We start from the raw sequence: 26,829 nt of genomic DNA on the forward strand, positions 1-26,829 counted from the left end.
ATGACCACCATCAACATCGAATCCCCAACCGGCGGCTCCCATGTGGTGGGGAGCGACGCCGCGGTTCATGTGCGTCTTCGAGACGGGATGAGCGCAGAGGCAGCCGATACCCGGCTGAGGTTGACCCACGAAGGGACGACGCGTGAGGTCACCGTCGGCATGGCCGTGGTTGCGGAGACCCTGGCGAGACTGGGAGAACCGTGTCTCAGCAAGGACCTCCTGCACTCAGTGGTGGCCAACAGCGGTGATGCGGGTTTGCAGGCCGTGGCCGTATTCCAAGTGGCTCTCCGACGACTTGAAATGGCAGGGCTGCTGGAGCATGTGGTGGTGCTCGACGGGCGTGTCGTGGCCCGCCTCGGCACCGATGGCGGTCTACCCGTGCAGTTGACGAAGGCCCCCTCCAAGGGATTGAAACTTGCACGGCTGGCAGTGCTGCGGGTCTTGGATGACGGGTGGGTCCGGGCGGAAGGAGGACGGAGTCACCTTGTGGTCCACGTACACCGAGACCACGTTCCCGCGCTCATGGATGGGTTTGCGGACGATCGTGACCAACTCGATGCATGTCTTGCCGATCTTCTGTGGTCGGCATCACTGCTCGATGAGCGGGACGCTGAGGAAGCGCCGGAGAGCCGCATGTGGTCTCCGGCGGAACTGTGGATGCACCGCCAGTTCCATGATGGGCGTGGCGTCGCGGCCTACGGCGGAACGTATCCGCTGGAAGACGTGGAACCAGAACCGTTCGACACGTTCGATGGCGAGTTGGGGGAGGAGATACCTCTTCCCCCGGTGGATCTCCACGTTCGTGGCCTGTCGGAGATGTCCCTGGCCGAGGCCATCGAGCAGCGACGATCTGTCCGGGAGTTCAGCGCTGAACGTGCGCCGACCTTGGCCATGTTGTCAGAGCTCTTGTTCCGCACCATGCGAGCCCGTGGCGTCCGCTCAGGGGAGAAGGGACTCGACGTGGTCGATCGGCCGTACCCGTCCGGCGGGGCAATCCACGAGATCAACACCTACGTGGTGGTCACTCGCTGTGATGAGTTGGCGCCTGGGCTGTGGCGATATCAGGCAAGAAAGCATGCTCTGGCTCGTGTCGAGGCATCAGACGATGTAGTGGCGACGATTGCTGCCGATGCGGGCAGGGTGGCCGGTGGTGAGCCAGCTCCGGTGACCGTGCTGCTCACCGCTCGCTTCTCCCGCATCATGTGGAAGTACCAGACCGTGGCGTATCCGTTGGCCTTGAAACACGTGGGTGTGGTCACACAGAACATGTATCTGGTGGCTTCGGCCATGGGGCTTGGTGTGTGCGCGCTGGGTGGGGGAAGCGGTGGTCTATTCAACGAAGCCACCAAGATCGACCCGCTCATCGAGGGTCAAGTGGGCGCTCTCGTGGTTGGAATTCCGGGAGATGAGGAACAGCGTTCATGATGTATCGGTTCAAGGCGCTTGAGAAGAAGCGCCAGTTCGATCAACTTGACACCACGATCCAGTTGGCCCGTCCTCGAGGTTGGGTTGCCGTGTTCGTGATCCTCATCGTGACGGCACTTCTGGGCATCTGGGGTTTCTTGGGCAGTATTCCAAGAACGACGACCGCCAGTGGTCTGCTGGGCTATCCCGAAGGGATGATCTCCATCCAAGCCGTGTCGAGTGGGCAGGTGTTGGACGTCCCAGTACGACCGGGAAGCGTCGTGGAGGAGGGCGAAGTCGTCCTGGTCATCGAGCCGGCTCAAGGCGAACCGATCGAGATTGAAAGCCCGAGTGATGGGCGCATTGTGAGCACCGAGTGCATGCCGGGAGAGATCGTCCAGCCGGGCTCGGATTGCATTTCACTCGAACGTGGTTTCCGAGAGGACGGGCACCTTGTGGCAACGCTGTTCATCGATGCCGATGTGATTCCGATGGTCGAGCCCGACCAGGTGGTCCTGATTCGAGTACCCGGCGTCAACTCCAGGCAATTCGGACTCTTGCGGGGGCGTGTTTCCACGGTGGCGGAGTTCCCCTTGGCTGGTGGAGAGCAACATGCTGCACCGCCCACAGCCGTGACAGTGGAACTTGAAGTCTCTGACGACACACCCAGCGGCTACGTATGGACCAGCCGCACGGGTCCAGATCATGAGCTTAGGTCCCAAACGCCGATCACTGCCGACATTCGGTTGGGAGAGGCATCTCCGATCAGCTTGGTGGGGTCATGACGACATCCTTCGAACACGAGACGCGCAGCGCGGATGGCACTGGCCGTCTGCAGACACGCTCTGCCAAGAAGCGCCCAAGTCTGAAGGAAGCCCTCGAGAAACGTGTTGCTCGGGGGCGTCCGGAGCGCACTCCAACGCTGATCCAGATGGAGGCGGTGGAATGTGGTGCCGCGTCCTTGGGCATTCTGCTGCGGTACCACGGACGCCACGTGCCGCTCGAGGAGCTGCGTCGTGAGTGCGCAGTGTCCCGCGACGGCGCCAATGCAGCGAAGGTCGTCACTGCCGGCCATAGTTATGGCTTGGTGGGATCAGGAAAGACCATCGACCTTCCGGACCTCGCCGAACTGGATCATCCAGTGATCATCCACTGGGCCTTCCAGCACTTCATGGTGTTGGAAGGGTTCCAACGGCGTGGCAAGTCGATCGTGGTCCATGTCAATGACCCGGCCATGGGACGTCGCACCATGACGCTGCGGGAATTCGACGAGGGTTTCACTGGAGTCATTCTGGATCTCGTCCCTGGGCCGGAATTTGAACCTGGTGGTGACCAGCCCCTTCTGGCGGGGGACTACTCACGTCGGTTGAATCGCAATGGGCGAGCCCTGCCTCTGGCGATGCTGGCCGCTGTCGTTCTCGTGGTGCCAGGGTTGGCAGTTCCCTTCCTTGGCAGACTCTTCCTCGACCGTGGGTTCGAAGGGTCTGCTGTGGCCCTTGCGATCTGTGTTGCTGGGTTGTCACTGAGCACCATTGCGACAATCGTGCTGACGATCACGCAGAACTACTACCTGAGGGCTGCGGAGACCAGACTGGGTCTGGCACGGTCCACACAATTGGTGCGGCATCTCCTACGGCTACCGCTGCATTTCTTCGTGCAACGAAACCCCGCGGAGTTGGCGCGACGAGTGATGACGAGCACCATCGTCATCCACACCTTGACGCGTGACATCCTCCGCGGACTCGCGAACATCCTGCTCATCGGGGTGTACGGCATTGCGATGCTGCACCGCGATCTGTTCCTCGGAGCGTTGGCGTTGGCGGTGTCCGGGATCAATCTGGGAGTGCTGCAACTGGTCATTCGAACCCGCACCGAGGCAGCCGCTGCGCTAGAGGCCAGAGAGGCATCGCTGACGGTGACCACTCTGCAGACGCTGGCCACCATCGAGACGGTCAAGGCTTCTGGCGCCGAGGATGTGTCCTTCAACCGATGGGCCGGTTTCATGGCCCGGGTCATCACCGAGGGCCAACGGCTCGGTCAGGCCACTGCGGCACTCTCGGTGCTGCCCACGCTTCTCTCCACCATCAACGCGGCTCTGGTGGTCACGATCGGGGGACTTCGTGCAGCAGATGGAGCCCTGACGATAGGAATCCTGTTTGCCTTTCAAACCCTTCTCGGCTCCATCAACGTGCCGTTGACCCAGATCACGAATCAGGCGAGTCGGCTGCAAGAACTGGGCGTACAGGTTGCGCGACTGCGTGACGTGGAGAACTACGAGACGGACCTTCTGGAGCAGGGCGAGCCTCCCGTCGACACACCAGAAGCATCGGAAGCAGTCGAAGACCGCGTGCGCAGTGATGACAAGCCCAGCGGTGCGATCAGACTGGAGTCGGTCGGGTTCGCCTTCCCCGGGCAGGAGGAGGAGTGGATCACCGATCTGAGTTTCACCGTGGAACCTGGCATGCGACTTGCATTGGTGGGTGCTTCGGGGAGTGGCAAGTCCACGGTCGGGCGGATCGTCGCAGGCTTGGAGTCTCCCACTTCAGGTTCGGTGCTGATCGATGGACGTCCACGGACCGAATGGAGCGCGGAAGCGTTGACGGGGGCGATCGGCTATGTCGACCAGAACGTTGTCCTGTTCGAGGGCTCGGTGCGTGACAATGTGTCGATGTGGGACCCCGACATGCCCGATGAAGTGGTGATTCAGGCCCTCGAGGACGCCGAGCTGTTCGAGGACACCGCCAAGCGAGCTGGAGCGACGAACGCCCGTGTTGTCGAAGGGGGCCGAAACCTCTCCGGCGGGCAACGGCAGCGTCTCGAGCTTGCGCGAGCTCTGGCTGCCTCGCCCAGCCTTTTGATTCTCGATGAGGCCACAAGTGCTTTGGATCCGGTCACCGAGACGCGGGTGATCGACAACATCCGCCGACGTGGTTGTGCGGTGATGCTGATTGCACACAGGTTGTCCACCATTCGTGACGCGGACCGGATCTTGGTGCTGGAGCGTGGGCGCGTCGTCGAATCGGGACGTCATCACGAGTTGCTGGAAGCCAGAGGCTATTACCACCGCCTCATCACAAGTGGCGCCACGAGTTCTCAGGAAGGGCAGGAGTCCGCATGACGCAGGTGGTTGCCGTCCCATCTGTCTGGGACGGTTTCATCGAGGAACAGATCGTCCACGATTCGGGCTCGGCGACGATCGTCGAGCCGGGTCAGCTCTACGTCGTCGCATCGGGCAGTGTGGATGTCTTCGCTGTCACGATGAGTGACGACGGAACTCCGGTGGGTCAATGGGTGTCTGCTGGACGTCTCGGTCCTGGAGATCTGCTCATCGGTCCCGCGCCTGGGCCGATGCGCCGCTTCTTGGCACGGTTGCTTGAAGATGGCTGCCTTCTGAGGGTCGACTTCGCAGCAGTTCGCACAGCGGTGGCCCACGAGCCCACTGGAGCACTTGCGATGGCCTTGGCCAAGGGCTTCGACACGACGGTGAGCAAGGTGGGCCGTACAAGGGAAGATGAGCTACCGCCGCAGGACTTCACGGCACTGGAAGCGGGAAGAACCGTTTCGGTGATCGCGGGTTCGGTCGTCCGCCCGGTGCGCGAAGCAGTCTGGGTCCAAGTTGCGCACGGTGAACTGCAGGTGCACGGCCTGTTGTCAAACCGGTACCGCGATGGTGAATGGATCTGCATGTCGCGACGCCATTGGGCGACAGCGAAGAGCGGCACGACCGTACGATGCTGGGACTCGGCCGAGGTTCTCGTGGAGGAGGACTTCTGGGTCCTCGCCATCACGAGTTTCACCCGACTCCTCTACGGTTACGACCGACGGGCGCGTCGCGAGGGGCGAGCAGCCGCGGCGCGTGCCGCGGCGCGACGGGACCAGAACTCCGCGCTCGTCGATGGTATTCGGCGTCGTCAGGACCGGTTGGTGGTTGAAGCCGGACGCCCGACACTCGGTAGTACAAGTGTTTCGCACCTGACCGCGGTGATGCGTGTCTTGGCTGAGATGGGCCATCGATGGGCGCCACCATCGGCGGTCCGCCACTCTCTGGAACGGATGAAGAGTTTCGACGAGCTGGGGCGGACTGGATGGATTCGCGCACGGCGCGTGCGTCTGGAGAAGGGCTGGTGGCTGGAAGAGTTGGGCCCGCTGGTGGCCGAACGCAGTGGAGAGCCGGTCGCGCTGATCCCAGATGATCGCGGCTATCTGTTCGAATTCGGCGACGATCGCGACCCCGAGCGTGTGAACAGCACCAACCAACGGCTCGTGGACCGCCATGCGTGGATGATCTACCCCTCGCTTCCCGAGGACGCCGGAACGATCGGCGACCTCTTGCGTTTCGCGGCACGGGGGCTCCATCCCGAGATCTTGAGGTTCTTTCTGGTCACGGTCATCGTGGTGACACTGAGCCTGGTCACACCGATTCTCAACGGTCGGATCATGGGCAGTCTGATCGAACAGACCGATCGTCCGCTCATCGTGCAGGCGGGCATCGCAATGGTTCTGGCAGCGTTGGTGGTGGCGGCCTTCTCCGCGGTGCAGAATCTCACCGTTCTCAGAGCCCAGGGACTATTGACATCGCGGAGTCAATCGGCGATCTGGGGCAAGGTACTGCGCTTGCCGCTACCGTTCTTCGCCAACATGTCGACTGGCCGCTTGGGCACCATCGTGCTCGGTGTGGCGAGAGCCTCCGAATTGTTGTCGAGCGCGTTCGTCAGTGCCATCCTCGGCCTTCTCACAGGGGCCGCCCAACTGGTGGTCATGTTGGTTTCAGTGCCAACATTCGCCGCGGTCATCGTCGGAGAACTTGCCCTGTTCGGGCTCGTCATGGGTCTCACCATGCGTAGTGACCTGAGGCTCCAGATGCAGAGATATGTCGCCAGTCAGCGCGTTGAAGCGATGTCGTTTGAACTGTTGAGTGCCGTGCCCAAACTGCGTATCGCCGGAGCTGAGGAGCGCGCTTTGGCCCGATGGGCATTGCTGAAGGAGCGCGCTGAGGATCTCGGGCAGCGCAGTCGTGAGCTTCAGGATCGCCTGCAGATGCTGGCCGCGGCAGCGCTCCCTGTGACGATGGTCACCATCGTGGCCCTGACCCTCTACTCACAGGATCGCAGCCCCGGCCTGGTGAACCTCATCACTTTCATCACGGCTGCGCAGTTGCTCATGGGGTCGGTCGTGCAGTTCGTGTTCAACATCCCCCTGTTCACTCAGGCCGCGCCTTTGTTGAAGGGCGTTGAGCCGATCTTGGCATCCGAGCCAGAAGCCAGCGTCGAGAAGGCTCAGCCCGGTGAGGTCTCTGGCCACATAGCCATGCGCAACGTCTCGTTCCGCTACGGGAACGACGGGCCGATGGTGCTGGACAACGTGAGCTTCGAGGTTCAGCCCGGAGAGTTCGTTGGTATCGTCGGGCCCTCCGGCAGCGGCAAATCCTCCGTGTTGCGACTGCTGCTGGGATTCGAACGCCCAGATTCGGGCAGCGTCTTGATCGACCGAACCGACCTGTGGGAGCTGGATGTTGCAGCGGTACGCCGTCAGTGGGGGGTCGTCCTTCAGAACGGTGAGGTGATGAATGGCTCGATCGGTGAAAACATCGCTGCTTCGGGGAACTTCACGGAGAAGGAGATCTGGGACGCGGCCACGATGGCCGGACTCGCTGATGATGTTCGCGCGATGCCCATGAAGATGGAGACCCTGATCAACTCTGGTGCCACCGGGATCTCAGGTGGGCAGCGGCAGCGAATCTTGATCGCTCGGGCCCTGATCAAGCGTCCCCGCCTCGTGGTGTTCGATGAAGCGACGAGCGCTTTGGACAACCCCACCCAGAGAGTTGTGGCTGAATCCACTCGCATGCTCAACGCGAGTCGCATCGTGGTTGCGCATCGACTGTCGACCATTGCCGAGGCTGACAAGATCTTGGTGTTGGATCGCGGGAAGATCGTGCAGACGGGCACCTATCAAGAACTGCTCCAGGATCAGGATGGGCTGTTCGCGAAGCTGGCCGCCACACAAGAGGCCGAGGACCGTCTCCACTCCGAAGGGGTGTGAGACGTCATCGCTGTCGCTATGATCTCGTTCGGTCTAATGGGGATGCTGTTTGCTGAATGAGGATAAGTAATGCCGCTTGAGGTTGAGCCCGCGCGAGAGGATGCATCGGAGCGAGCCTCGGTGGTGGTCATCGGCAATTTCGATGGCGTCCACCGGGGCCACCAAGCCGTTCTGGAGCAGGCGTCCCGCATCCATCCTGGGCGCAAACTCGTGGCGGTGACGTTCTGGCCCCACCCGATGGCCGTGGTACGGCCCGAGAAGGCCCCGCGGCTGTTGACGAGCTTGGAGGAGCGCGCGAGCCTGCTGACCGATGCGGGAGCCGACCACGTCGAGGTCGTGGGCTTCACTCCCGAGCTGGCGAGCTGGGAGCCGGAGCGTTTCATCGAGGAGATCCTGCGTCCGTTGAACGCCGGAACCGTCGTGGTGGGCAGCAACTTCCGGTTCGGGCACCGGGCCAGCGGAACGGTGGATGATCTCCGAGCCGCAGGGCTCGAGGTACTCGATGTCGACCTCATCCAGACCGGCCACACCACCACCTCATCCACCGAGATCCGGCGCCTCGTCGCTGCTGGCGATGTGGCCGAGGCCGAGCAACATCTGGGGCGCCGCTTCCGGTTCAGCGGAATCGTGGTGCGTGGCCACCAGCGCGGGCGTGAGCTCGGTTTCCCCACGGCGAACCTGCCCGTGCCGCGTGATCGTGCGGTCCCGGCCGATGGGGTCTACAGCGGATACATGCGTCGTCTCGATGTGGATGAACCCGAAGTGTGGCCTGCCGCGATCTCGGTGGGGAAGAACCCGACCTTCGATGATGTGGCGGATGCGGTGGTCGAGGCCCATGTCATCGACCGGGATGATCTGGATCTTTATGGGGTTCCCGTCGCGGTGGACTTCGTCGACTTTCTTCGGGGCAATGTGAAGTTCACCGGCATCGACTCCCTCATCGACCAGATCGGCCTCGACGTCGATCACTGTCGGGCCTCGCTCAGGGCGCTCCCAGAAGGCGAGCGATGGCTGCGGCGACCGCTCCGGCCACGACCACGAGAATGAACGGCGCCCGCAGGGCGAGAGCCGCAGCGCCCGCGGCCAGGGCGGCGAGTCGTGCGTCGATGGTCAGGGTCTGACCATCGGTGAACGTGTTGGTGACCACGAGTGAGGCCAACAGCCCTGCGGTGAGCCCTGCTGCCACATGCAGGAACCGCGGGTGCTGGAGCCTGTCGGCGTCCATCAGGTAGCCGACCGCCTTGATGGCGAACGAGATGACGCAGGCGCCGAGGAGCCACCACCACATCAGCGATCACTCCTGATGCCACGTCCGGTCCACAGCGTGATCGTGGTGGCGACGAGAGCGGCCACGAGGATCGGCACCCCCGCCGGTGCCCAGGGGACACACAATGCCGTGACCAGGGCTCCTGCCACGGCGATGCCTGCCGGTTCGCGCTTCTTCAAGTGCGGCCACAGGAGCCCCAGGAAGGCGGCCACCGCTGCGCCATCGAGCCCCCAGGCGTTCGGGTCGCCCATCGTCTCGCCGACGAGAGCGCCGACGAGGGTGAACAGATTCCACAGGATGAAGACACCCAGCCCTGCGGTCCAGAAACCGCGTCGACGCTCTGTCGGCCCCTCCTGCCCGAGCGCAGTGGCAGCAGACTCGTCGATGGTGACATGGGCCGCCACGGGTTTGAGACGCTTCGGCGGTCGGATCAGCGCATTCATCTGGACGCCGTACACACCATTGCGGACGCCCAGCAGACTGGCCGCTCCGAGTGCGGCGCCGGGGGAGCCGCCGCCGCTGAGAACACCGATGAACGCGAACTGCGATCCGCCTGTGAACATGAGGGCGCTGAGCGCCATTGCCTGCAGGGTGGTGAGCCCCGCAGCGATGGCCAGTGCACCGAAGCTGATGCCATAGAGCCCCACCGCGACTGCGATCGAGATGCCCGCACGAAAGCCGGGGGAGTCGCGCAGCGGCAGGGTGGTGGCGACTGGCATGGGCCTTTCCTACCTGATTTCGCGACTGGATGCACCCTTGGTATCCTGTCGAGGTTGCCGTCACGACGGCCGCGGATCACCAAGAGCATCCATCGGCACGCACCACCTGGTGCGCAGGTCCCGGATGCGCCGCGCAACGGGAAACCCCGGGAGGAGGGCGTTCATGGACGCCGATACGAAGAAGAAGATCATCGAAGAGTACGCGACCAAGCCGGGTGACACCGGGTCGCCGGACATCCAGATCGCTCTGCTCACGCACCGTATCTCGAGCCTGACCGAGCACCTCAAGGAGCACAAGCATGACCATCACAGCCGTCGCGGCCTGATGCTCATGGTCGGTCAGCGTCGTCGTCTGCTCAACTATGTCGCGAAGCAGGACATCGAGCACTACCGCGAGCTCATCAAGAAGCTCGGCCTGCGTCGTTGACGTCTGCATGATCTTCACTGCGACCCCCGCCCGGACGCCGTCCGGGCGGGGGTCGCAGCGCATCTGGCCCACTTCGCTAGGCTGGCTGTGAAAACTGAACAACCATCCACTCACGAGCAATGTTGATACGACCGCGCCCGGATCCATCGGAGTGGGTCCTCGGTAGTGGCCTGCGGGGCGAACGAACCCGCCGGCCTCGATCGAAGACCACCTCCTGACGAATGATCCGGACGCGGAGTCGCGTACAGGAAGGAATCCCATGGAGGGATCTGACATCAAATACACCGAGGCCATTCTCGACAACGGCGAGTACGGCAAACACGTCGTCCGATTCGAAGCCGGCCTCCTGGCTCAGCAGGCAGCCGGTTCGGCCGCCGTCTACATCGATGAGGACACGATGCTCCTCTCGGCCACCAGCGCCGCCAAGTCGCCGCGCGACTCGATCGATTTCTTCCCGCTGACCGTCGACGTCGAAGAGCGCATGTACGCCGCGGGCCGCATCCCCGGCTCGTTCTTCCGCCGTGAGGGACGCCCCAGCGAGGGTGCCATCCTGGCCTGCCGACTGATCGACCGTCCGCTGCGTCCGAGCTTCACCAAGGGGCTCCGCAACGAGGTCCAGGTCGTCGTCACGGTCATGGCGCTCAATCCGAGCGTCCTCTACGACGCGGTGGCGATCAACGCCGCCTCCATGTCGACGCAGCTTGCAGGCCTTCCTTTCTCCGGGCCCATCGGTGGCGTGCGTATCGCCCTCATCGAAGACCAGTGGGTCGCCTTCCCGACGGTGCAGCAGCTCGACAGCGCGACATTCTCGATGGTCGTCGCCGGACGGGTCCTGGCTGACGGTGATGTCGCCATCATGATGGTCGAGGCCGAGTCCACCGAGCAGACCTGGGATCTGGTCCGCTCGGGCCGCACCGCTCCCACCGAGGATGTCGTCGGGCAGGGCCTGGAGGCCTCCAAGCCCTTCATCAAGGCACTCTGCGATGCGCAGGCCAAGCTTGCAGCACAGTTCCCCAAGGAGACCGCGGACTTCCCGGTCTTCAAGGACTACGAGGATGACGTCTACGAGGCCGTCGAAGCAGAGGCGCGTGACCGCGTCGCCGAGGCCATGCAGATCGCTGACAAGACCGAGCGCAATGACGCCACCCATGCCATCCGCCAAGAGCTGCAGGAGAAGTTCGCCGAGAAGTTCCCCGGCCGTGAGAACGAGGTCTCCGGGGCGCTCAAGGCGCTCACCAAGCAGATCGTGCGTCGCCGCACGTTGACCGAGCAGGTACGCATCGATGGCCGCGGCCCTCGGGACATCCGCACGCTGTCAGCCGAGGTCAGCGTCATCCCGCGCGTTCACGGTTCGGCGTTGTTCCAGCGTGGCGAGACCCAGATCCTGGGCGTCACCACGCTGAACATGCTGGGTCTGGAGCAGAAGCTCGACACGCTGGCGCCCGAGGACCACAAGCGCTACATGCACCACTACAACTTCCCGCCGTACTCCACGGGGGAGACTGGACGTGTCGGGTCGCCGAAGCGCCGCGAGATCGGCCATGGCGCACTTGCCGAACGCTCCCTGGTTCCCGTGCTTCCCACCCGCGACGAATTCCCTTACGCGATCCGTCAGGTGTCCGAGGCGCTGGGGTCGAACGGATCCACCTCGATGGGGTCGGTCTGTGCCTCCACCATGTCGCTGCTGAACTCCGGTGTGCCCCTGCGCGCCCCGGTGGCCGGTATCGCCATGGGCCTCATGAGTGAGGAGATCGACGGCAAGATGTCATACCTCGCGCTCACCGACATCCTCGGTGACGAGGACGCCCTGGGTGACATGGACTTCAAGGTCGCCGGCACCAAGGACTTCGTGACCGCATTGCAGCTGGACACCAAGCTCGACGGCATTCCTGCCGATGAGCTGGCCAAGGCCCTGCTGCAGGCGCGTGAGGCACGCCACGCGATCCTCGACGTCATGAACGAGGCGATCGACGGGCCTGACGAGATGGGTCAGTACGCACCCCGGATCATCACGATGCACGTCCCGGTGGACAAGATCGGCGAAGTCATCGGCCCCAAGGGCAAGATGATCAACCAGATCCAGGAGGACACCGGGGCCGAGATCACGATCGAGGACGACGGCACGATCTACATCGGCGCAGAGAACGGCGAATCCGCCGAGCAGGCGCGATCCACGATCAACGCGATCGCCAACCCGACGATGCCTGAGAAGGGTGAACGCTACCTGGGCACGGTGGTCAAGACCACGAACTTCGGTGCCTTCGTGTCCCTGCTTCCGGGTAAGGACGGACTCCTGCACATCTCGAAGCTGCGTGGGCTGAACGACGGAAACCGCGTTGAGGACGTGGAGGATGTCGTGTCGGTGGGCCAGAAGCTCCAGGTCGAGATCAGCGAGGTCGATGATCGCGGCAAGCTTTCGCTCGTGCCCGTGATCGAGGGCGAGGACGCCGAGGCGTCCGAGTCCTCCGAGGCGTCCACAGGGGAGGCAGAGGCAGCAGAGGACGAGCCGAAGAAGACGCCGCGCAAGCGCACGCGTCGCCGTCGCAACTCCGACGATGCGAAGAAGGACGACGCGAAGAAGGAATCCTCCGACCAGGAGTGACCTCGGCGTCCCGGCCACACAGGCCTGATCGATCGCCCCGTGCCACGGAATGTGGTGCGGGGCGATCGCCGTCTTGGTGACCCTCTAAGGTTGGGGCCGAGAGCCCGTGGTGATACCCGGACCACTGCTTGAAGGAGAAGTCATGGACGTTGCCGTGTTCGGAGCCAATGGACGGATGGGGGCCGAGACGTGCCGTGCGGTGCGTCAGGCAGATGGTATGAACCTGATCGCCGGTGTGGATCATGGAGATCCGCGTGACGAGGCCAAGAACGCCGAGGTGATCGTCGACTTCACCCATCCCGATGCCGTCATGGGAAACCTCCAATGGTGCATCGAGCACGGCAAGCACGCCGTGGTGGGCACCACCGGATTCAACCAGGAGCGTTACGACCAGATTCGTGCCTGGCTCGAGGCGAAGCCCGAGGTCGGTGTCGTGATCGCAGCGAACTTCTCGATCGGCGCGATCCTGAGCATGGAGCTGTCCAAACGTGCGGCCCGGTACTACGAATCGGTCGAGATCATCGAGATGCATCACCCGCACAAGGCCGATGCTCCCTCCGGGACCGCGACGACCACCGCCCACAAGATCGCCGAGGCACGCGAGGAGGCCGGTCTGGGGGCCGTTCCCGACGCGACCGAGCATGAGGTTCCCGGAGCCCGCGGTGCCACGATCGAGGGCATCCACGTGCACGGCGTGCGGATGGCCGGCATGGTCGCCCATCAGCAGGTGATGTTCGGCACCGCCGGTGAAACGCTCACACTGCGTCACGACTCGTACGATCGCGCGGCCTACATGCCCGGTGTGCTCACCGCGGTGCGGGAGGTCTCCTCCCACCCGGGGCTGACGTTGGGCATCGAAACCCTTCTCGACCTCGCGTGAGCCGAAGGGCAGCGCGTGGACCGCGTGACGTCACAACAGTGCGGAAGCGTCGCCCCGGTGTGAAACTCGGGGTGGCGACGGTCGTGGTTCTGGGGTTGGTCGCAGGCCTCGGGTACGGGGACATGCGGCTGCGGGCCTTCGCCGAGGAGAAGGTGTCGGCGAGCGTCCAGAACCAACTGGGGCTCGATGGTGCACCGAGGGTGGACTTCGCAGGCAGGTTCTTCGGGCCACAGGTCGCCCAACGCCGTTTCGACGCCATCGACGTCTACGCACGTGATGTGGAGATCACAACGGAGGGCTTCGCGTTGAAGATCGACGAACTCGATCTCACACTGCGCGATGTCACCACGACCGACTTCGAGTCGTACACGGCGGGCCGGCTCACCGGTACGGCACGGGTTCGATGGACATCGGCTGAGGAAGTCGTGCACGTGCCGGTGCGCGATGGCCCGGGTGGGCGCATCCGGGCGGACTACGACCAGAGGTTGATGGGGCAGTCCATCCGCTTGATCGTCAGTGCCCGGCCCGTCGTCGATGAGGCCACGCAGACCTTCCATCTCGATGACGCCAGCGCCACCGTCCAAGGATACGAGATTCCTGATGTGGTGGTGCAGGAAGCAGTGGAGAAGATGGTCAAACCGACGCCGATCTCACTGCCTCTCGGGCTCAGGGCGACAGGCGTGCGGTCTTCTCGCAAGGGGCTCGAGTTGGACATCAGCGGGACCGACGTCCGCCTGAACGGGTGAGCGGCGTCAGCTGATGTCGCTGTGCAGACGAACCTGCTTGATGCGGACCTCGTCGTCGCCGATCTCCCGGTGACCGCCGTCGGGGCCCCAGCCGGACTCGGTGAGGAATCTGCGCAGGGCATCATCGGTGCTGGTGATCCACCAGACCGCCCGGGTGAAGCCGTCGGCGCGGAGGGTGTCGACGCAGGCGTTGAGCAGTCTCGAACCGTGACCATGCCCACGCGCTGGGGGATCCACGACGAATTCGGAGATCTCACCGTCACGCCCACCCACCGCATCGGGTGAATCGTCCGGCTCGGTGGTGGCGAAGGCGGCCGGCGCACCGTCGTCGTTCACGGCGATGAGTACACGGAACGTGGCCAGCGGAGGGTTGTTGATGGCGGCAGCCCACACCTGCGTCATCTGATCGAGAGTGACCTGGGTGAGCATCCGTGCGCCCAGGTCGCCGCTGCCGTCCCATGCACGGCGCTGCATCTCGGCGAGTACACGCGCTTCCGACGGCATGGCCAGACGAACCGAGTTGGGCGTGGACAGGGGAGCGCTACCGGATGAATCAGTCACAACGGCACCCTACGCGCTGCGTACCCAACACGGGGCGGGGACGCGCGATACGATCGCTGGCATGTCTACCCCTACGCTTCCGCCCAAGATCGCTCGCGACACCCTCAGGGTGACCCCGCTGGGAGGGCTCGGTGACGTGGGACGCAATATGACGTCGTTCGAGATCAACGGCAAGATCCTGCTCGTTGACTGCGGCGTCCTCTTCCCCGACGAGATGCAGCCCGGCATCGATCTCATCCTTCCCGGATTCGACTCGATCCGGGATCGTCTTGACGACATCGTGGGCCTGGTGCTGACCCATGGCCACGAGGATCACATCGGTGCGGTGCCGTTCCTGCTCAAGCTCCGCGAGGACATTCCCATCTACGGGAGTCGCCTGACGCTGGCCCTGGTGCGCAAGAAACTCAAAGAACACAAGATTCACAATCCCGAACTGCGCATCGTCGACCATGATTCGCGGGAGCCGCTGGATGGCTTCGACATCGAGTTCATCGCGGTGAACCATTCGATCCCCGACGCGTTGGCCGTTGTGCTCCGCACCGCTGCGGGCACCGTGCTGCACACCGGTGACTTCAAGATGGATCAGCTTCCACTCGATGGACGGATCACCGATCTGCGTCGATTCGCGCAGGTGGGCGTCGAAGGCGTGGACCTCTTCCTCACTGACTCCACCAACTCCGAAGTGGCCGGGTTCACCACGAGTGAGCGTGAGATCCAGCCAGCCATCGAGCGGGTGTTCGCCTCCAGCAGGCAGCGGCTGATCGTCGCCTGCTTCGCATCGCACGTGCACCGTGTGCAGCAGGTTCTCAACGCAGCGGTTCGGCATGGACGCAAGGTCGCCTACATCGGCCGTTCCATGGTCAACAACATGGCCATCGCCAAGGAGCTCGGCTACCTCGACGTGCCGGAAGGCGTGTTGATCGACATCAAACAGCTGGACGACATGCCTCGGGACAAGGTGGTGCTGGTCTCCACCGGTTCACAGGGTGAGCCACTGTCGGCGTTGTCGCGGATCGCTCGTCGTGAGCATCCGGTCATCGAACTCGAGGCCGGCGACACCGTGCTGCTCGCATCGTCCCTCATCCCCGGCAACGAAACAGCGGTCTCGCGCGTCATCAACGGGCTGACCGAGCTGGGCGCCAACGTCGTGCACAAGGGAAATGCATTGGTACATGTCTCCGGGCACGCGAGCGCCGGGGAGCTGCTGTACTGCTACAACATCGTCAAGCCGCGCAACGTCATGCCCATCCATGGCGAGTACCGGCATCTGAATGCGAATGCGGAGCTGGCACACATGACCGGCATACCGCGGGAGAACATCGTGGTGGTCACCGATGGTGAGGTCGTCGACCTGGCCGACGGGTGCGTCGATGTGGTGGGCAAGGTGAACGCCGATTATGTCTTCGTGGATGGACAGACGGTGGGGGAGACCACCGAGGACTCCCTGCAGGACCGCCGCATCCTCGGCGAGGAGGGCTTCATCTCGGTCATCGCGGTGGTGAACACCGAGTCGCGCATGATCGTCTCCGGACCCGAGATCCACACCCGGGGCTTCCTCCCCGATGACTCGATCTTCGACGGGATCAAGGAGGAGATCGCCGATGAACTCGCCGGTGCCCTCTCCGACGGCGTCGACCAGACCCACAAGCTGCAGCAGGTGATTCGTCGCAAGATCGGGCGTTGGGTCAACAAGAAACATCGTCGTCGACCCATGATCGTTCCGGTGGTGGTCGACACCTGATCCCATTGCGGCGGATAGCGCTGGAGCGGTTGACACCCGAGCCTCTCCCGGCTTGTGCCATCATGAGTCTCTTGGCGCATGGGGCTATCCCTCCGTCGTGACGAGGGCCATTACCCGTGGTGTATCCCGCACCACGTGTGATGGCCCTCGTTTATTCGTCCGTTCCGCTCACGCGTCGATAGTTCACGGACAGTTCACCCAGCAATAACCAAAGCGTCCACTTTTGTCGATTACTGTGGACGCATCGTCCAGAGTGGTCCGGGAGGAACGATCAACACGCTCATATTCGACTTCGACGGCACCGTCGCGCTGGGTTTGGGACCGGTTCGGGCATACGGACGCAAAGTCTCTGAGGCCATGGCGGATGGACAGGCTTTCCAAGAAGCGCTGTTTGCCGAGCTGTCCCAAGCACAGCAGAAAGGTGCCGTTCCCGCTCCGGCCTTGGACGCTTACGATCTGGTTCGGCTGAGAGCCACGGCGCAGGGAGTCCCATCGCACGTAATCGATCAAGCATACTTGGACAGCCGCACATTGTTGGCGACCGATGCCGCTCCGGTCGTTGTGCCTGACGGACTCGCCGATTTTTTGTCCGAAGTGGAGAGTCATCCCGGGATCCGAGTCGCTCTGGTCACGAATGCTCCTCCCGTCGGACTGGATCGGGCTCTCGAGCTCATGGGGTTGAGCGGGCGATTCGACCTCCAACGCACATCAGCGGGGAAACCCCGTGCTCTTGGACGTATGGCGCGGGGCTGGCTCGAGCAGGGCCGTGTCCTGAGCATCGGTGACATCTGGCGCAACGACCTCAGGCCCGTTCACGACGTGGGCGGCGATACCGCACTGATCGGGCGGCCTCCCCTCGGCGCGAGGCCAACTTTTCATGCACCCACTTTGCCGTCCCTGTACCCCGACGTCTGCCAATGGGTGGCCAACACCACCAGCACGCATTCGACCCATATGTGACAAGGAGACCCACGATGACGAACCCCAAGACCCTGCGATGCCTCGCTGCCACTGTCATGACCCTGCTGTCCATTGCCGCCACCGGATGCTCGACGGGTTCTGCTCCCACAGCCGACGAGCCGTTGGTCCTCCAGTTCGTGCCGACCCGTACTGACTCCGACATGCAGGCCGAGGCGCAGCCCTTGGCCACGCTCTTGGGGGACGAGCTCGGCCGAGAGGTGGAGGTGACCATTGCCACGGACTATTCGACGATTGTCGAAGCGATGGCCGCCGAACAGGTAGACATCGGCATCATGCCTCCGGCGACCTATGTGCTCGCTCATGAGCAGGGCGCGGCCGAGGCGCTGCTTCAAGCTCAGATACCTGCCATGGACCCCGAGACAGCCCAGCCCACGGATGAATTGGTTGATGGCTTTCGAGGCGAGATTCTCGTCGGAGCCGACAGTGGAATAACGGATCTGGAGGACCTGAGGGGACGCACCATCGCCGCCCAGAACGCGGCCAGCGCGAGTGGCTACATCTTTCCCGCGGTTGAGCTGGGCGAGGCCGGGTTGGATATCCACGACGATCTGACCCTCACGACCGTTTCTGGAATCGACTCGGCGATCATGGCGGTTCTGGATGGAGACGTCGACGCCGCGTTCGCGTTCGAGGGCGGCCGGGTCCTGTTGAGCAAGGACATCGAGGACATCACTGATAAGGTGAAGGTTCTCTATCTCACCGACGAACGTATTCCCAACGATGCCATTGCCGTGCATCCTGCTGTCGACGACGGCCTGAAGGAGTCGATTCGCGAGGCTTTCTTCGCCATCGCCGATGATCCGGAGGGGCACGAGATCATTTCGAGCCTCTATTCGCACGAAGGCTATGTGGAGGCCGATCAGGAGGCTTACGACATCGTCCGTGATTACACCGAACGCGCCAGCGATCTCTGAGTGACGTTGGTGACGCCTGCCGTGATCCGGGCGGGATCTCTTCGTCCGGACCACGGTGTCGCTCATGGCAGGAAGGAAGCCGTGATGATCGCCTTCAAGGAAGTCAACAAGATCTATCCCAACGGTGTCCGTGGTCTTCGCGATGTCGATTTCGAAATGCGTCGTGGTGAGTTCGTGGCTCTCATCGGCCTGTCGGGAGCAGGAAAGTCCACTCTGTTGCGCACCGTGAATGGGATCACCGAACCCACGAGTGGCGAAGTCGAGGTGGACGGGCGAGTGGTTGGAGGGTCGCGGGAGGACCTGCGGCGTTTGCGGGGTCGGATCGGCATGATCTTCCAAGGTTTTAACCTGGTCGGGCCCAGCACTGTGCAGCATAATGTGATCGTGGGGCGACTCTCCCACAAGCACCCGGTGCTGGGCACGCTGGGTCTATTCAACCGCCGTGACTACCAACTGGTCGAGCGCGCTTTGGACCGGGTCGGACTGGCCAACAAGCTGCACCAGCGTGCCGACCAGCTTTCGGGTGGTCAGCAGCAGCGTGTCGCGATTGCTCGGGCCCTCGTCCAAGAGCCGTCGGTGCTGCTGGCCGATGAGCCCGTCGCTTCGCTTGATCCCGTCAGCACGGATCGTGTGATGTCTGATCTGCGGCGAGTTCGCGATGAACTCGAGCTGACGGTTCTGGTGAGTCTGCATTCTGTGCCGTTGGCGCGCCGGTGGGCCACGAGGATCATTGGGATGCGAGACGGCATGGTCGTCTTCGACGGTACACCTCAGGAGGCGACCGACACGCGACTCGGGGAGATCTATGGAGACGCCTATCGGGCCATGAACGAGGCTCAGCAGCTACCGGAATCCCGGGGCTCGGATGGCAAGGGCCCAGCAGAAGGGGGCGAGGACTGCGATGTTGAGGAGTGCCGGACGCCATGAGTATCCGGCAGACCATCCACCGGAATCTACCGCTGCATATCGCCGTGGTGGCCATCATCGGAGCCCTTTTCTGGTTGTCTTCAGCGATGATCGGAGCCGATTTCGCGCGTCTGATCGCCAATGTTGGGCGAGCCGGTGGCCTCGTGTCCCGAATGTTGTCGCCGAACTGGGACTACCTCTTGGCCGTACTGCCTGCGTTGGCTGAAACCGTGCAGATGGCGTTGGCCGGGACGACGATCGGCGCCGCGATGGCATTGCCTGTGAGTTTCCTCGCCACCAAGACCATCACCGGCAACCATGGTGTGACAATTGTGGTTCGAAGTCTGCTGAATCTCATTCGAACCATTCCGGAAGTCTTGGCTGCTGCCCTGCTTGTGGCTCTGGTGGGTATCGGGGCGTTCACCGGCATGCTGGCCATCGTCGTCTTCACTTTCGGATTCATCAGCAAGTTGTTCTACGAATCCATCGAGAGCATCGATGAGGGAACGCTCGAAGCCATGGCTGCGGTGGGGGCCACCCGCGCACAGGTGGCTGTCCACGCCGTCATTCCGTCGCTGTTGCCGAACATCGTCAGCTACACGTTGTATGTGTTGGAGATCAATGTGCGGTCGTCGATCGTGCTGGGCATGGTCGGGGCCGGCGGGGTGGGCGTTCCACTTCAGTCGGCCATGGCGCTGGCTCGGTATGACCGTGTCGTTGTCATCGTTCTCGCGGTGTTCGTGGTCGTCCTGATCATCGACGCACTGAGCGCATGGGCGAGGAGGCGGCTGCTGTGAGAAGGGCTCGACGTTTTCATCATTGGGCCATGGCGATGGTGGTCGTGGGGCTCCTTGCTTGGGCTTTCAGCGGAGTAGGGCGTGGTGGCTTGGGCGACTCTTGGCGTCAGGTACTGGCCTCGATCGCCCACGGTTTTGCCCACCCCGATCTGGAGTTCGTCTATCGAGGAACAGGGGAAGATCTCCTCGGGGCATTGGCTCTCACGATCGCGATCGCGTTCGTTGGTACGGTTTTGGCGGCCTTGGTGGCCGGGCCGTTGGCGTTCGTGGCGGCCCAGCGGTCCGGCGGACGCTTGGTGGCTTCGACAGTGATGACCGTCTTCACCGTGTTGCGCACATTTCCCGATCTCATTCTCGGCGTGATCTTCGTCGTCATCGTCGGCCCGGGGCCTTTCGCGGGTTCTCTGGCCATTGCCGCGGGTTCGATCGGAATGCTGGGACGGTTGTTCGCTGAAGAGGTCGAGCGTCTGACGCCCGGGCCAGATGACGGTCTGCGCGCGGTGGGGGCAACGGGCGTCCAAGTCTTGGTCCACTCGCAACTGCCACGTGTGATACCCGAGTTCCTTTCCCTGACACTCAATCGGCTCGAGATCTCCGTGCGATCCGCATCCATCCTAGGCATGGTAGGAGCCGGGGGGATCGGCGCCCCGATCCTGTTCGCGGTCAGCTCTCGCAGCTGGGATCGGGTGGCGATCTTGTTTTACGGGATGGTTGTGACGGTCTCGATGATCGATGCGGTTTCAGGAGCGCTGCGAAGGAGAATGCGGTGAGCATGGGGCCCGGGGAATGCGAAGCGGTGGTGTTCGCGACCAGCGACCTTCACGCCCATGTCTGGAGGGGGCAGACGCGGACCATGGGGATGGCTGGTGCCGCCACTCATATCGGTGAAGCTCGAAGTTCCATCGCTGCCTCGCTATGGGTTGACAACGGGGACACCTTGACCGGGAGTCGTCTGGGCGCCCACCTGTCGGGTCGGGCCGAGCGTCATCCGCTGCTGCCTGCACTTGAGGCGCTGGGGCTGGACGTCGGTGTGCCGGGAAACCATGATTTCGATCATGGTGCTGACCTGTTGAATCGTCGTGTGGACGCTCTGCGCACCGCCTGCTATGTGTGTTGCAACGTGGTGGACGCTGCTGGGTCTACGCTCTTCGCGCCTTCGGCCGTCTTGGAGCGTGGTGGTGTCCGATTCGGTGTGATCGGTGCGGTGACCGGTCATCTGCAACGTCTGACTCGCTATTCATCGGTCGCGGGAGTGAGAGTGCTGGATCCGGTGGATACGGTCACATCCGAGGCGATCAGACTGCGTGATCTTGTGGACGTGTTGGTGTTGAGCTACCACGGCGGTTTGGAGGCAGATCCCGAATCCGGGCGCCCGTGGGAGTACGACACCGGCGAGAATCAGGGACAACGGTTGATGGCCTCGGTTTCCGGGCTCGACGGCGTGATCCTAGGCCATCAACACCGTACTGCGGCTGGTGTGGCGGCCGGGGCGTCAGGGCCCGTGGCCTACGTGCAGCCCGGTTATGGCGGGGAACGCGTCGGTACACTGCGCTTCGGTCTGCGCGATGGGCGAGTAGTGCACCGGGAGGGGCGGCTCAGCTCTCCAGAAGTCTGCGCCACCGCCACTCCATCACGGCAACGCGCGATGAGTCGGTTGACGACGGCGTGGGAGCGGAGCGAGAAATGGGCGGACCAGCCGAGTGCGGTTGATGGCGAACAGATGCATCGGCTGCTTCAGAAACGTATGTCGGTTTCGGCCTCGGTGTTGTACCTGCCATCACGTGTGTTGTCGTGGCGGGACCTTGAGCGGGCATTCCCCGGTCCGCTCGGAACACAGGTGTATCAGATGCCGGGGGAGGAGCTCATCGCCGTGCTGCGTGAGGCAGGGGCGGTGGCGTCTTCCGGTGGGGTTGTGACCGATGGGATTGGTCCTGAATGTTGGAGCGTGAGTATCCGTGGTGTTGACGTGGCTGTCCCACCCGCCCACGTGGAGTTCGTGGCGAACGTGCCACTTGATTGGGCTCTGCCGCAGGGGCGGGTGCAGCGAGCAGAACCTCACGACTGGCTGGATGACATTGCCAGCACGTTCGGTCGATTCCTCGACGCCGACTCAGGATGACATGCACGCTAACCTGAGGCGATTTCAGGCTGGCGCATGACAAGGGGAGGGGCAGATGGCCATGATCACCGATGACGCAACACCCGCAACACGGGTTTCTGCGCTGCGCAACGGGCTCGGCCCAACGGAGTTACGTGTTGCCGAAGCGATACAGGCCGAACCCGAACGCGCAGTGGAGTCCACGGCTCAGGAATTGGCCGATTCCTTGGGAGTCGCCCGCTCATCGGTGATCCGCACCTGCCAGAAGCTCGGCTATCGTGGCTGGCCGCAGTTGCGTGTGGCACTGGCGCGGCAGTTGGCTTTGTCTATCCCCTCGAACGATGGCCCAGTGGGCAGCGACTTGCAACGTCTGCGTTCCGAAGTGGAACGCTTCGCTGCGTTGCTGCCCGAGAGTCTGGGGCTGCTTCAGGAATCAGGGTTCGACCGGGCGGTGAGCCGGATAACCTCAGCGGCTCGCGTCCTTTGCGTGGCGAATGGGCTCTCAGCCCCGCTGGCGCAAGATTTCGCGATGCGTCTGACGGCCGGTGGCCGTCCGGCCGAGATGGTCCATGACGCCATGGCTCAGCAGATCACCGCCAGTCAGCTCTCCGGTGATGACGTGCTGGTGGCGGTGAGCGGCTCGGGTTCCAACGAATTGACTTTGCGCACGGTTGATGCAGCGCGCCGGGCGGGTGTGTGGGTGGTGGCAGTGACGTCCTTCGCCACTTCGCCACTGGTTGATCTGGCCGATGACGCGCTGACCATCGCTTCCGCTCACGATTCGTTCCGCGATGAGCTCGAGCACGCGTCTCGCATCTCGCATGCGGTTTTTCTCCACGCGTTGGTGGGGATCATCGTTTCTCGTCGTGGTCCCGGCGGGAAGGCGGCCAGATCTGATGTGTTGAGGGTCGTGGCCGCCAACCTCAGTGATGAGCAATCCTTCGTTCCTACGCAAGATGAGGGCGAATCTCGCTGAGTGTCGGCAGTATCAAGTGGACTCATGGTGGAGGATCGGGCTATAGTGGCGCGGTTGCCGAACTGGTCCTGCGGACCTTTTCGGTGAATCCTGATCATTCCGCCCTAAGGAGAGTTCCAATGGCAGCAGTGTGCGACGTGTGCGCCAAGGGACCCGGCTTCGGCCACAACAAGCCGTGGTCGAAGAAGAAGACCAACCGCCGCTGGAACCCCAATATCCAGCGTGTGCGTGCCACCATCAGCGGTACGTCCAAGCGTATGAACGTGTGCACCGGCTGCCTCAAGGCCGGCCGCGTCTCACGCTGAGGTCATCCCTGGCAAGACTTTTCGAACGGACCCACCGAAACGGTGGGTCCGTTCGTGTGTTCCCACCCCTAAGGTGAGGTCATGATGAGCTGGCGGACGCAGGCCTGGAAGACGTTGTCGCAGCGTGTGGCCGGCACGGTTGGGGGATCCACGGCGGCGGCGCTGAAGTCGTTGGGGATCGTGAGCATCGATGACCTGTTGCGGCACGTGCCCAGGCGCTACATGCGCAGCACGGACAACTCATCGTTGTCGGATCTGCAGCCCGGGGACGAGGTTTCACTGCTTCTGCGAGTGGTGCGCAGTGAAGCGCACCCCACGCGTCGGGCAAGAATGTGGCGGCTGTCGGGGACGCTCACTGACGGGCACGACACGATCGACATCACCTTTTTCGGCCGTCAGCACTATGTGGAGCACTGGCACGGCCAACTCAAGCCGGGCGTCCAAGGGCTGTTCGCAGGCAAGGTCGGCGTCTACCGGGACCGGTTCCAGATCACCCATCCCGACTACATCACGTTCGATGAACAGGGCCGCGTCAACGGCGGGGCGAAACGGAACGTGGAGAAGCTTGAATGGCTGCTGTTCACCAGCGGACTCCTCGGGATCTACCCGGCGACCGCGAAACTTCCCACTTGGCGGATCGCCGAGTGCATCAGCAGCCTCGGGCTTCCCCTGGTGGAGGATCTCCCCGAACCGTTGCCCGCGGAGGTATTGGCCTCGGTGGATGTGGTGGAGCTGGCGGAGGCCGAATCCGACCCCGGCGGCTTCTGTCATCGCTATCGCATCGATCCACAGGTGTTCGCTGGACGGGGGCTGCCCACCTTGGCTGAGGCCTTTGCGTGGGTGCACCGGCCCCCGGATCTGGAGTCGGCCTTCCTGGGGCGGCAGCGACTCGTGTTCGATGAGGCCTTCGCCGTGCAGGCGACGATGGCCCACCGGCGCGTCCTCGCGCAGCGGCAACCGGCACAGCCGCGTCCGCGCAGGGACGCCGGGATCGCCGCGGCCTTCGACCGATCGTTGCCCTTCGAACTCACCGAGGGGCAGCACCGTGTCGGTGAACAGATAGCCGAAGCCATGACGAAGGAGCACCCGATGCAGCTCCTGCTCCAAGGGGAGGTTGGTTCGGGCAAAACGCTCGTGGCGCTGCGCGCGATGCTCGATGTCGTCGACAACGGTGGGCAGGCGGTGTTGATGGCTCCCACCGAGGTGTTGGCGGCCCAGCATGCTGCGACGATCCGAGAACAGCTCGGTGAACTGGCGCAGGGGGCCGGGTTGTTTGCAGATGACCAGCACACCGAGGTGGTGCTCCTGTCGGGTTCGCTGCCGGCGGCACAACGCAAGAAGGTGTTGCTGAAGGTTGCCTCGGGGGAGGCGGGTATCGTCATCGGCACTCATGCCCTGCTGGCCGATGAGGTCCAGTACGCCGATCTGGGACTGGTGGTGGTCGACGAGCAGCACCGGTTCGGTGTGGAGCAGCGTGCCCTGCTGGCGGACCGCGCGGAACGGCGGCCGCATCTACTGGTCATGACGGCGACGCCGATACCGCGCACCGTGGCGATGACCTCGTTCGGGGACCTGGACGTGGCCACACTTCGCGAGATTCCTGCGGGCCGTGCGGAGGTGAGTACCACCGTGGTCGATGAGATCGTCCATCCGCATTGGGTGGACCGGGCCTGGCAACGTGTCGCGGAGGAGGCCGAGGCCGGGCGTCAGACGTTCATCGTGTGTTCCCAGATCGATGGTGAGGAACTTCCTCGCCCGATGCCGCGGGACCGGCACGCGTACGCGAAACATCTCGAGGACGGTGGGGACCCCCTGCCCCCACGGGGGGCCGAACCGCTGCATGCGTGGTTGAGTTCCGAGGGCGGCCCGCTCGCACATCTGAGAGTCGGATTGTTGCACGGGCGGATGAGTACCGAGGACAAGGACCGCACCATGGAGTCCTTCGCCGCCGGTGATCTCGATGTGTTGGTGGCCACCACGGTGATCGAGGTGGGCGTCAATGTGCCGAACGCCGCGGTGATGGTGGTCAGCGATGCCGACAGGTTCGGAATCTCACAGTTGCATCAGCTGCGGGGGAGGATCGGACGAGGAAGTCTGCCGGGGACCTGTCTGCTTCTCACCACGATGGCACCGGATTCGAATGCCCGTGCACGTCTGGATGCGTTGAGCAGGACTCGCGATGGATTCCAACTCGCTGAGGTCGATCTTGCCCAGCGGCGTGAAGGAGATGTGCTGGGTGCAGACCAGTCAGGTTCCCGCTCGTCGTTGCGGCTGCTGCGGGTTCTCGAGCACGTCGAGCTCATCGAGCAGGCCGGTACGGCTGCGGAGAAGTGGGTCACACATGACCCCGACCTCGAGCATCCGGGGGTGGCCGACGCGGTGGATCGTCTCGCCGAACGTGCCGAGGCGGAGTTCCTCGAACGTGGATGAGCAGTGTCGGCGGTGACCTGATGGCTTCAGATGGCGCGTTACGATCGGGCAATGCCACGCATCATTTCTGGAGCCGCCAGAGGCCGCCGGTTCTCGGCGCCACCGGGCGAGCGAACCCGTCCCACCTCCGATCGTGTGCGCGAGGCGGTGTTCAACGCGGTGGTCTCGTGGGCCGACACCATCGAGGTGGATCCTGCCACGGCATTGGACGGAATCGCGTGGTTGGATCTTTTCGCAGGAAGTGGGGCGATGTCTCTGGAAGCCGCGAGCAGGGGAGCAGATCCTGTGCTGGCGGTGGAGGCTGATCGCCGGACGGCTCGTCAGATCGAACGGACGGCCAGGGACCTGGATCTCCTCGTTCAGATACAGGTGATGAAGGTGCAGACGCACCTCTCGGCGCCACCGGCCCAACGTTTCGACGTGGTGTGGGCCGACCCGCCGTATCCGATGGAGACCTCCGAGCTCGATGACCTGGTGGCCCAGCTGTCGGGTGGGTGGCTGGCACGTACGGCTCTGGTGATGCTCGAACGAGATCGTCGATCAGTGGGCCCCACCTGGCCGACGGGCTTCACCGAGTCGTGGGAGCGCCGGTACGGTGACACCATCATCCACTTCGCCCACTGGGAGGGAACCCCGTGAAGGCCATCTGCCCCGGGTCATTCGACCCCGTCACCTTCGGTCATCTCGACATCATCCGACGAAGCAGCCGCATCGTCGATGAGGTGATAATCGGTGTGGGACGCAACATGAGCAAGAGTGGCCTGTTCACCCCGGAGGAACGCGTCGAGATGTTGGAGGAGGCCACCGCGGACATCCCGGGAGTCCGTCCCCAGCTGATCGATGGTCTGCTCGTGGACTTCTGCATGGCCCATGACATCGGTGTGATCGTCAAAGGACTTCGCTTTGCCGCAGACTTCGACTACGAACTGCAGATGGCTCAGATGAACCGGCAGCTGCAGCCTGTCGAGACGGTCCTGCTGCCCACGTCCGCCCAGTGGGCGTATGTGTCCTCCACATTGGTTCGTGAGGTCGC

At 63.3% G+C, this 26,829-nt stretch carries 23 protein-coding genes and 1 pseudogene; 21 read left to right on the plus strand and 3 right to left on the minus strand.

Annotation, left to right across the window (positions count from 1 at the left end; genetic code table 11):
• The 5 genes from FB460_RS11905 (at position 1) to FB460_RS11925 (ending at position 8,493) form a co-directional block, all read left to right on the plus strand.
• A complete protein-coding gene (locus tag FB460_RS11905; protein WP_142094421.1) occupies positions 1 to 1,425 on the plus strand; it encodes a SagB family peptide dehydrogenase in 1,425 nt (474 codons plus the stop codon).
• A complete protein-coding gene (locus tag FB460_RS11910; protein ID WP_142094422.1) occupies positions 1,422 to 2,189 on the plus strand; it encodes a hypothetical protein in 768 nt (255 codons plus the stop codon). Before FB460_RS11905 ends, FB460_RS11910 begins: the two co-directional genes overlap by 4 nt.
• A complete protein-coding gene (locus FB460_RS11915; RefSeq protein ID WP_142094423.1) occupies positions 2,186 to 4,522 on the plus strand; it encodes an ATP-binding cassette domain-containing protein in 2,337 nt (778 codons plus the stop codon). The genes FB460_RS11910 and FB460_RS11915 overlap by 4 nt, the downstream gene beginning before the upstream one ends.
• Positions 4,519 to 7,446 (plus strand): ATP-binding cassette domain-containing protein, encoded by a 2,928-nt coding sequence (locus tag FB460_RS11920; RefSeq protein ID WP_142094424.1) that lies wholly within the window; start codon positions 4,519 to 4,521, stop codon positions 7,444 to 7,446. Before FB460_RS11915 ends, FB460_RS11920 begins: the two co-directional genes overlap by 4 nt.
• Before the next feature lie 69 nt (positions 7,447 to 7,515).
• On the plus strand, positions 7,516 to 8,493 hold the full coding sequence (locus FB460_RS11925) for a bifunctional riboflavin kinase/FAD synthetase (protein WP_142094425.1): 978 nt from the start codon (positions 7,516 to 7,518) through the stop codon (positions 8,491 to 8,493).
• On the opposite strand, the gene FB460_RS11930 is transcribed toward FB460_RS11925, so the two are convergent.
• Positions 8,429 to 8,734, minus strand: coding sequence for an AzlD domain-containing protein (locus FB460_RS11930; protein WP_142094426.1), 306 nt, complete (start codon positions 8,732 to 8,734; stop codon positions 8,429 to 8,431). The two genes, FB460_RS11925 and FB460_RS11930, sit on opposite strands and share 65 nt — an antisense overlap.
• On the minus strand, positions 8,734 to 9,432 hold the full coding sequence (locus tag FB460_RS11935; RefSeq protein ID WP_142094427.1) for an AzlC family ABC transporter permease: 699 nt from the start codon (positions 9,430 to 9,432) through the stop codon (positions 8,734 to 8,736). The genes FB460_RS11930 and FB460_RS11935 overlap by 1 nt, the downstream gene beginning before the upstream one ends.
• A gap of 163 nt (positions 9,433 to 9,595) precedes the next feature.
• Here FB460_RS11935 and rpsO point away from each other — a divergent pair, with 163 nt between their 5' ends.
• The 4 genes and pseudogenes from rpsO to FB460_RS11955 all read left to right on the plus strand — a co-directional run bounded on the left by rpsO (position 9,596) and on the right by FB460_RS11955 (position 14,087).
• On the plus strand, positions 9,596 to 9,859 hold the full coding sequence (rpsO, locus tag FB460_RS11940) for a 30S ribosomal protein S15 (protein ID WP_142094428.1): 264 nt from the start codon (positions 9,596 to 9,598) through the stop codon (positions 9,857 to 9,859).
• Between the two features lie 259 nt (positions 9,860 to 10,118).
• Positions 10,119 to 12,311 (plus strand): annotated as a pseudogene (locus FB460_RS11945) (polyribonucleotide nucleotidyltransferase); the annotation flags it as partial.
• Positions 12,312 to 12,603: 292 nt separating this feature from the next.
• Positions 12,604 to 13,341, plus strand: coding sequence for a 4-hydroxy-tetrahydrodipicolinate reductase (dapB, locus tag FB460_RS11950; protein ID WP_142094430.1), 738 nt, complete (start codon positions 12,604 to 12,606; stop codon positions 13,339 to 13,341).
• 38 nt (positions 13,342 to 13,379) lie between these two features.
• The gene (locus FB460_RS11955; RefSeq protein ID WP_142094431.1) at positions 13,380 to 14,087 is read left to right on the plus strand and encodes an LmeA family phospholipid-binding protein; all 708 of its coding nucleotides are present in this window, start codon (positions 13,380 to 13,382) and stop codon (positions 14,085 to 14,087) included.
• Between the two features lie 6 nt (positions 14,088 to 14,093).
• Here FB460_RS11955 and FB460_RS11960 read toward each other — a convergent pair whose 3' ends face one another.
• A complete protein-coding gene (locus FB460_RS11960; RefSeq protein WP_246044405.1) occupies positions 14,094 to 14,648 on the minus strand; it encodes a GNAT family N-acetyltransferase in 555 nt (184 codons plus the stop codon).
• Positions 14,649 to 14,709: 61 nt separating this feature from the next.
• On the opposite strand from FB460_RS11960, the gene FB460_RS11965 reads away from it, so the two are divergent.
• The 12 genes from FB460_RS11965 to coaD form a co-directional block, all read left to right on the plus strand.
• A complete protein-coding gene (locus FB460_RS11965) occupies positions 14,710 to 16,389 on the plus strand; it encodes a ribonuclease J (RefSeq protein ID WP_142094432.1) in 1,680 nt (559 codons plus the stop codon).
• A gap of 282 nt (positions 16,390 to 16,671) precedes the next feature.
• Positions 16,672 to 17,349 (plus strand): HAD family hydrolase, encoded by a 678-nt coding sequence (locus FB460_RS13525; protein ID WP_425466997.1) that lies wholly within the window; start codon positions 16,672 to 16,674, stop codon positions 17,347 to 17,349.
• A 56-nt stretch (positions 17,350 to 17,405) separates the two neighbouring features.
• Positions 17,406 to 18,284 (plus strand): phosphate/phosphite/phosphonate ABC transporter substrate-binding protein, encoded by an 879-nt coding sequence (locus FB460_RS11970; RefSeq protein WP_211345987.1) that lies wholly within the window; start codon positions 17,406 to 17,408, stop codon positions 18,282 to 18,284.
• 84 nt (positions 18,285 to 18,368) lie between these two features.
• Positions 18,369 to 19,211 (plus strand): phosphonate ABC transporter ATP-binding protein, encoded by an 843-nt coding sequence (gene phnC / locus FB460_RS11975; protein WP_142094434.1) that lies wholly within the window; start codon positions 18,369 to 18,371, stop codon positions 19,209 to 19,211.
• Positions 19,208 to 19,987 carry a phosphonate ABC transporter, permease protein PhnE gene (gene phnE / locus FB460_RS11980; RefSeq protein ID WP_142094435.1) on the plus strand — a complete coding sequence of 260 codons (780 nt, stop codon included), beginning with the start codon at positions 19,208 to 19,210 and terminating at the stop codon, positions 19,985 to 19,987. Before phnC ends, phnE begins: the two co-directional genes overlap by 4 nt.
• A 29-nt stretch (positions 19,988 to 20,016) precedes the next feature.
• Positions 20,017 to 20,757, plus strand: a complete 741-nt coding sequence (locus FB460_RS11985) for a PhnE/PtxC family ABC transporter permease (protein ID WP_170210087.1) — start codon at positions 20,017 to 20,019, stop codon at positions 20,755 to 20,757.
• Between the two features lie 2 nt (positions 20,758 to 20,759).
• Positions 20,760 to 22,106 carry a bifunctional metallophosphatase/5'-nucleotidase gene (locus FB460_RS11990; RefSeq protein WP_342775232.1) on the plus strand — a complete coding sequence of 449 codons (1,347 nt, stop codon included), beginning with the start codon at positions 20,760 to 20,762 and terminating at the stop codon, positions 22,104 to 22,106.
• Positions 22,107 to 22,161: 55 nt separating this feature from the next.
• On the plus strand, positions 22,162 to 23,061 hold the full coding sequence (locus FB460_RS11995; RefSeq protein WP_211345988.1) for a MurR/RpiR family transcriptional regulator: 900 nt from the start codon (positions 22,162 to 22,164) through the stop codon (positions 23,059 to 23,061).
• Between the two features lie 119 nt (positions 23,062 to 23,180).
• On the plus strand, positions 23,181 to 23,366 hold the full coding sequence (gene rpmB, locus FB460_RS12000; protein ID WP_142094438.1) for a 50S ribosomal protein L28: 186 nt from the start codon (positions 23,181 to 23,183) through the stop codon (positions 23,364 to 23,366).
• Positions 23,367 to 23,447: 81 nt separating this feature from the next.
• Positions 23,448 to 25,796, plus strand: a complete 2,349-nt coding sequence (locus FB460_RS12005; protein ID WP_142094439.1) for an ATP-dependent DNA helicase RecG — start codon at positions 23,448 to 23,450, stop codon at positions 25,794 to 25,796.
• Between the two features lie 51 nt (positions 25,797 to 25,847).
• Complete coding sequence (rsmD, locus tag FB460_RS12010) at positions 25,848 to 26,435, plus strand: 16S rRNA (guanine(966)-N(2))-methyltransferase RsmD (protein WP_142094440.1); 588 nt, start codon at positions 25,848 to 25,850, stop codon at positions 26,433 to 26,435.
• Positions 26,432 to 26,829, plus strand: a 398-nt coding sequence (coaD, locus tag FB460_RS12015) for a pantetheine-phosphate adenylyltransferase (protein ID WP_142094441.1), incomplete at its 3' end; no start/stop codon positions are given. The genes rsmD and coaD, both read left to right, overlap by 4 nt.

The organism is Propioniferax innocua, from assembly GCF_006716235.1.
Lineage (GTDB): Bacteria > Actinomycetota > Actinomycetes > Propionibacteriales > Propionibacteriaceae > Propioniferax > Propioniferax innocua.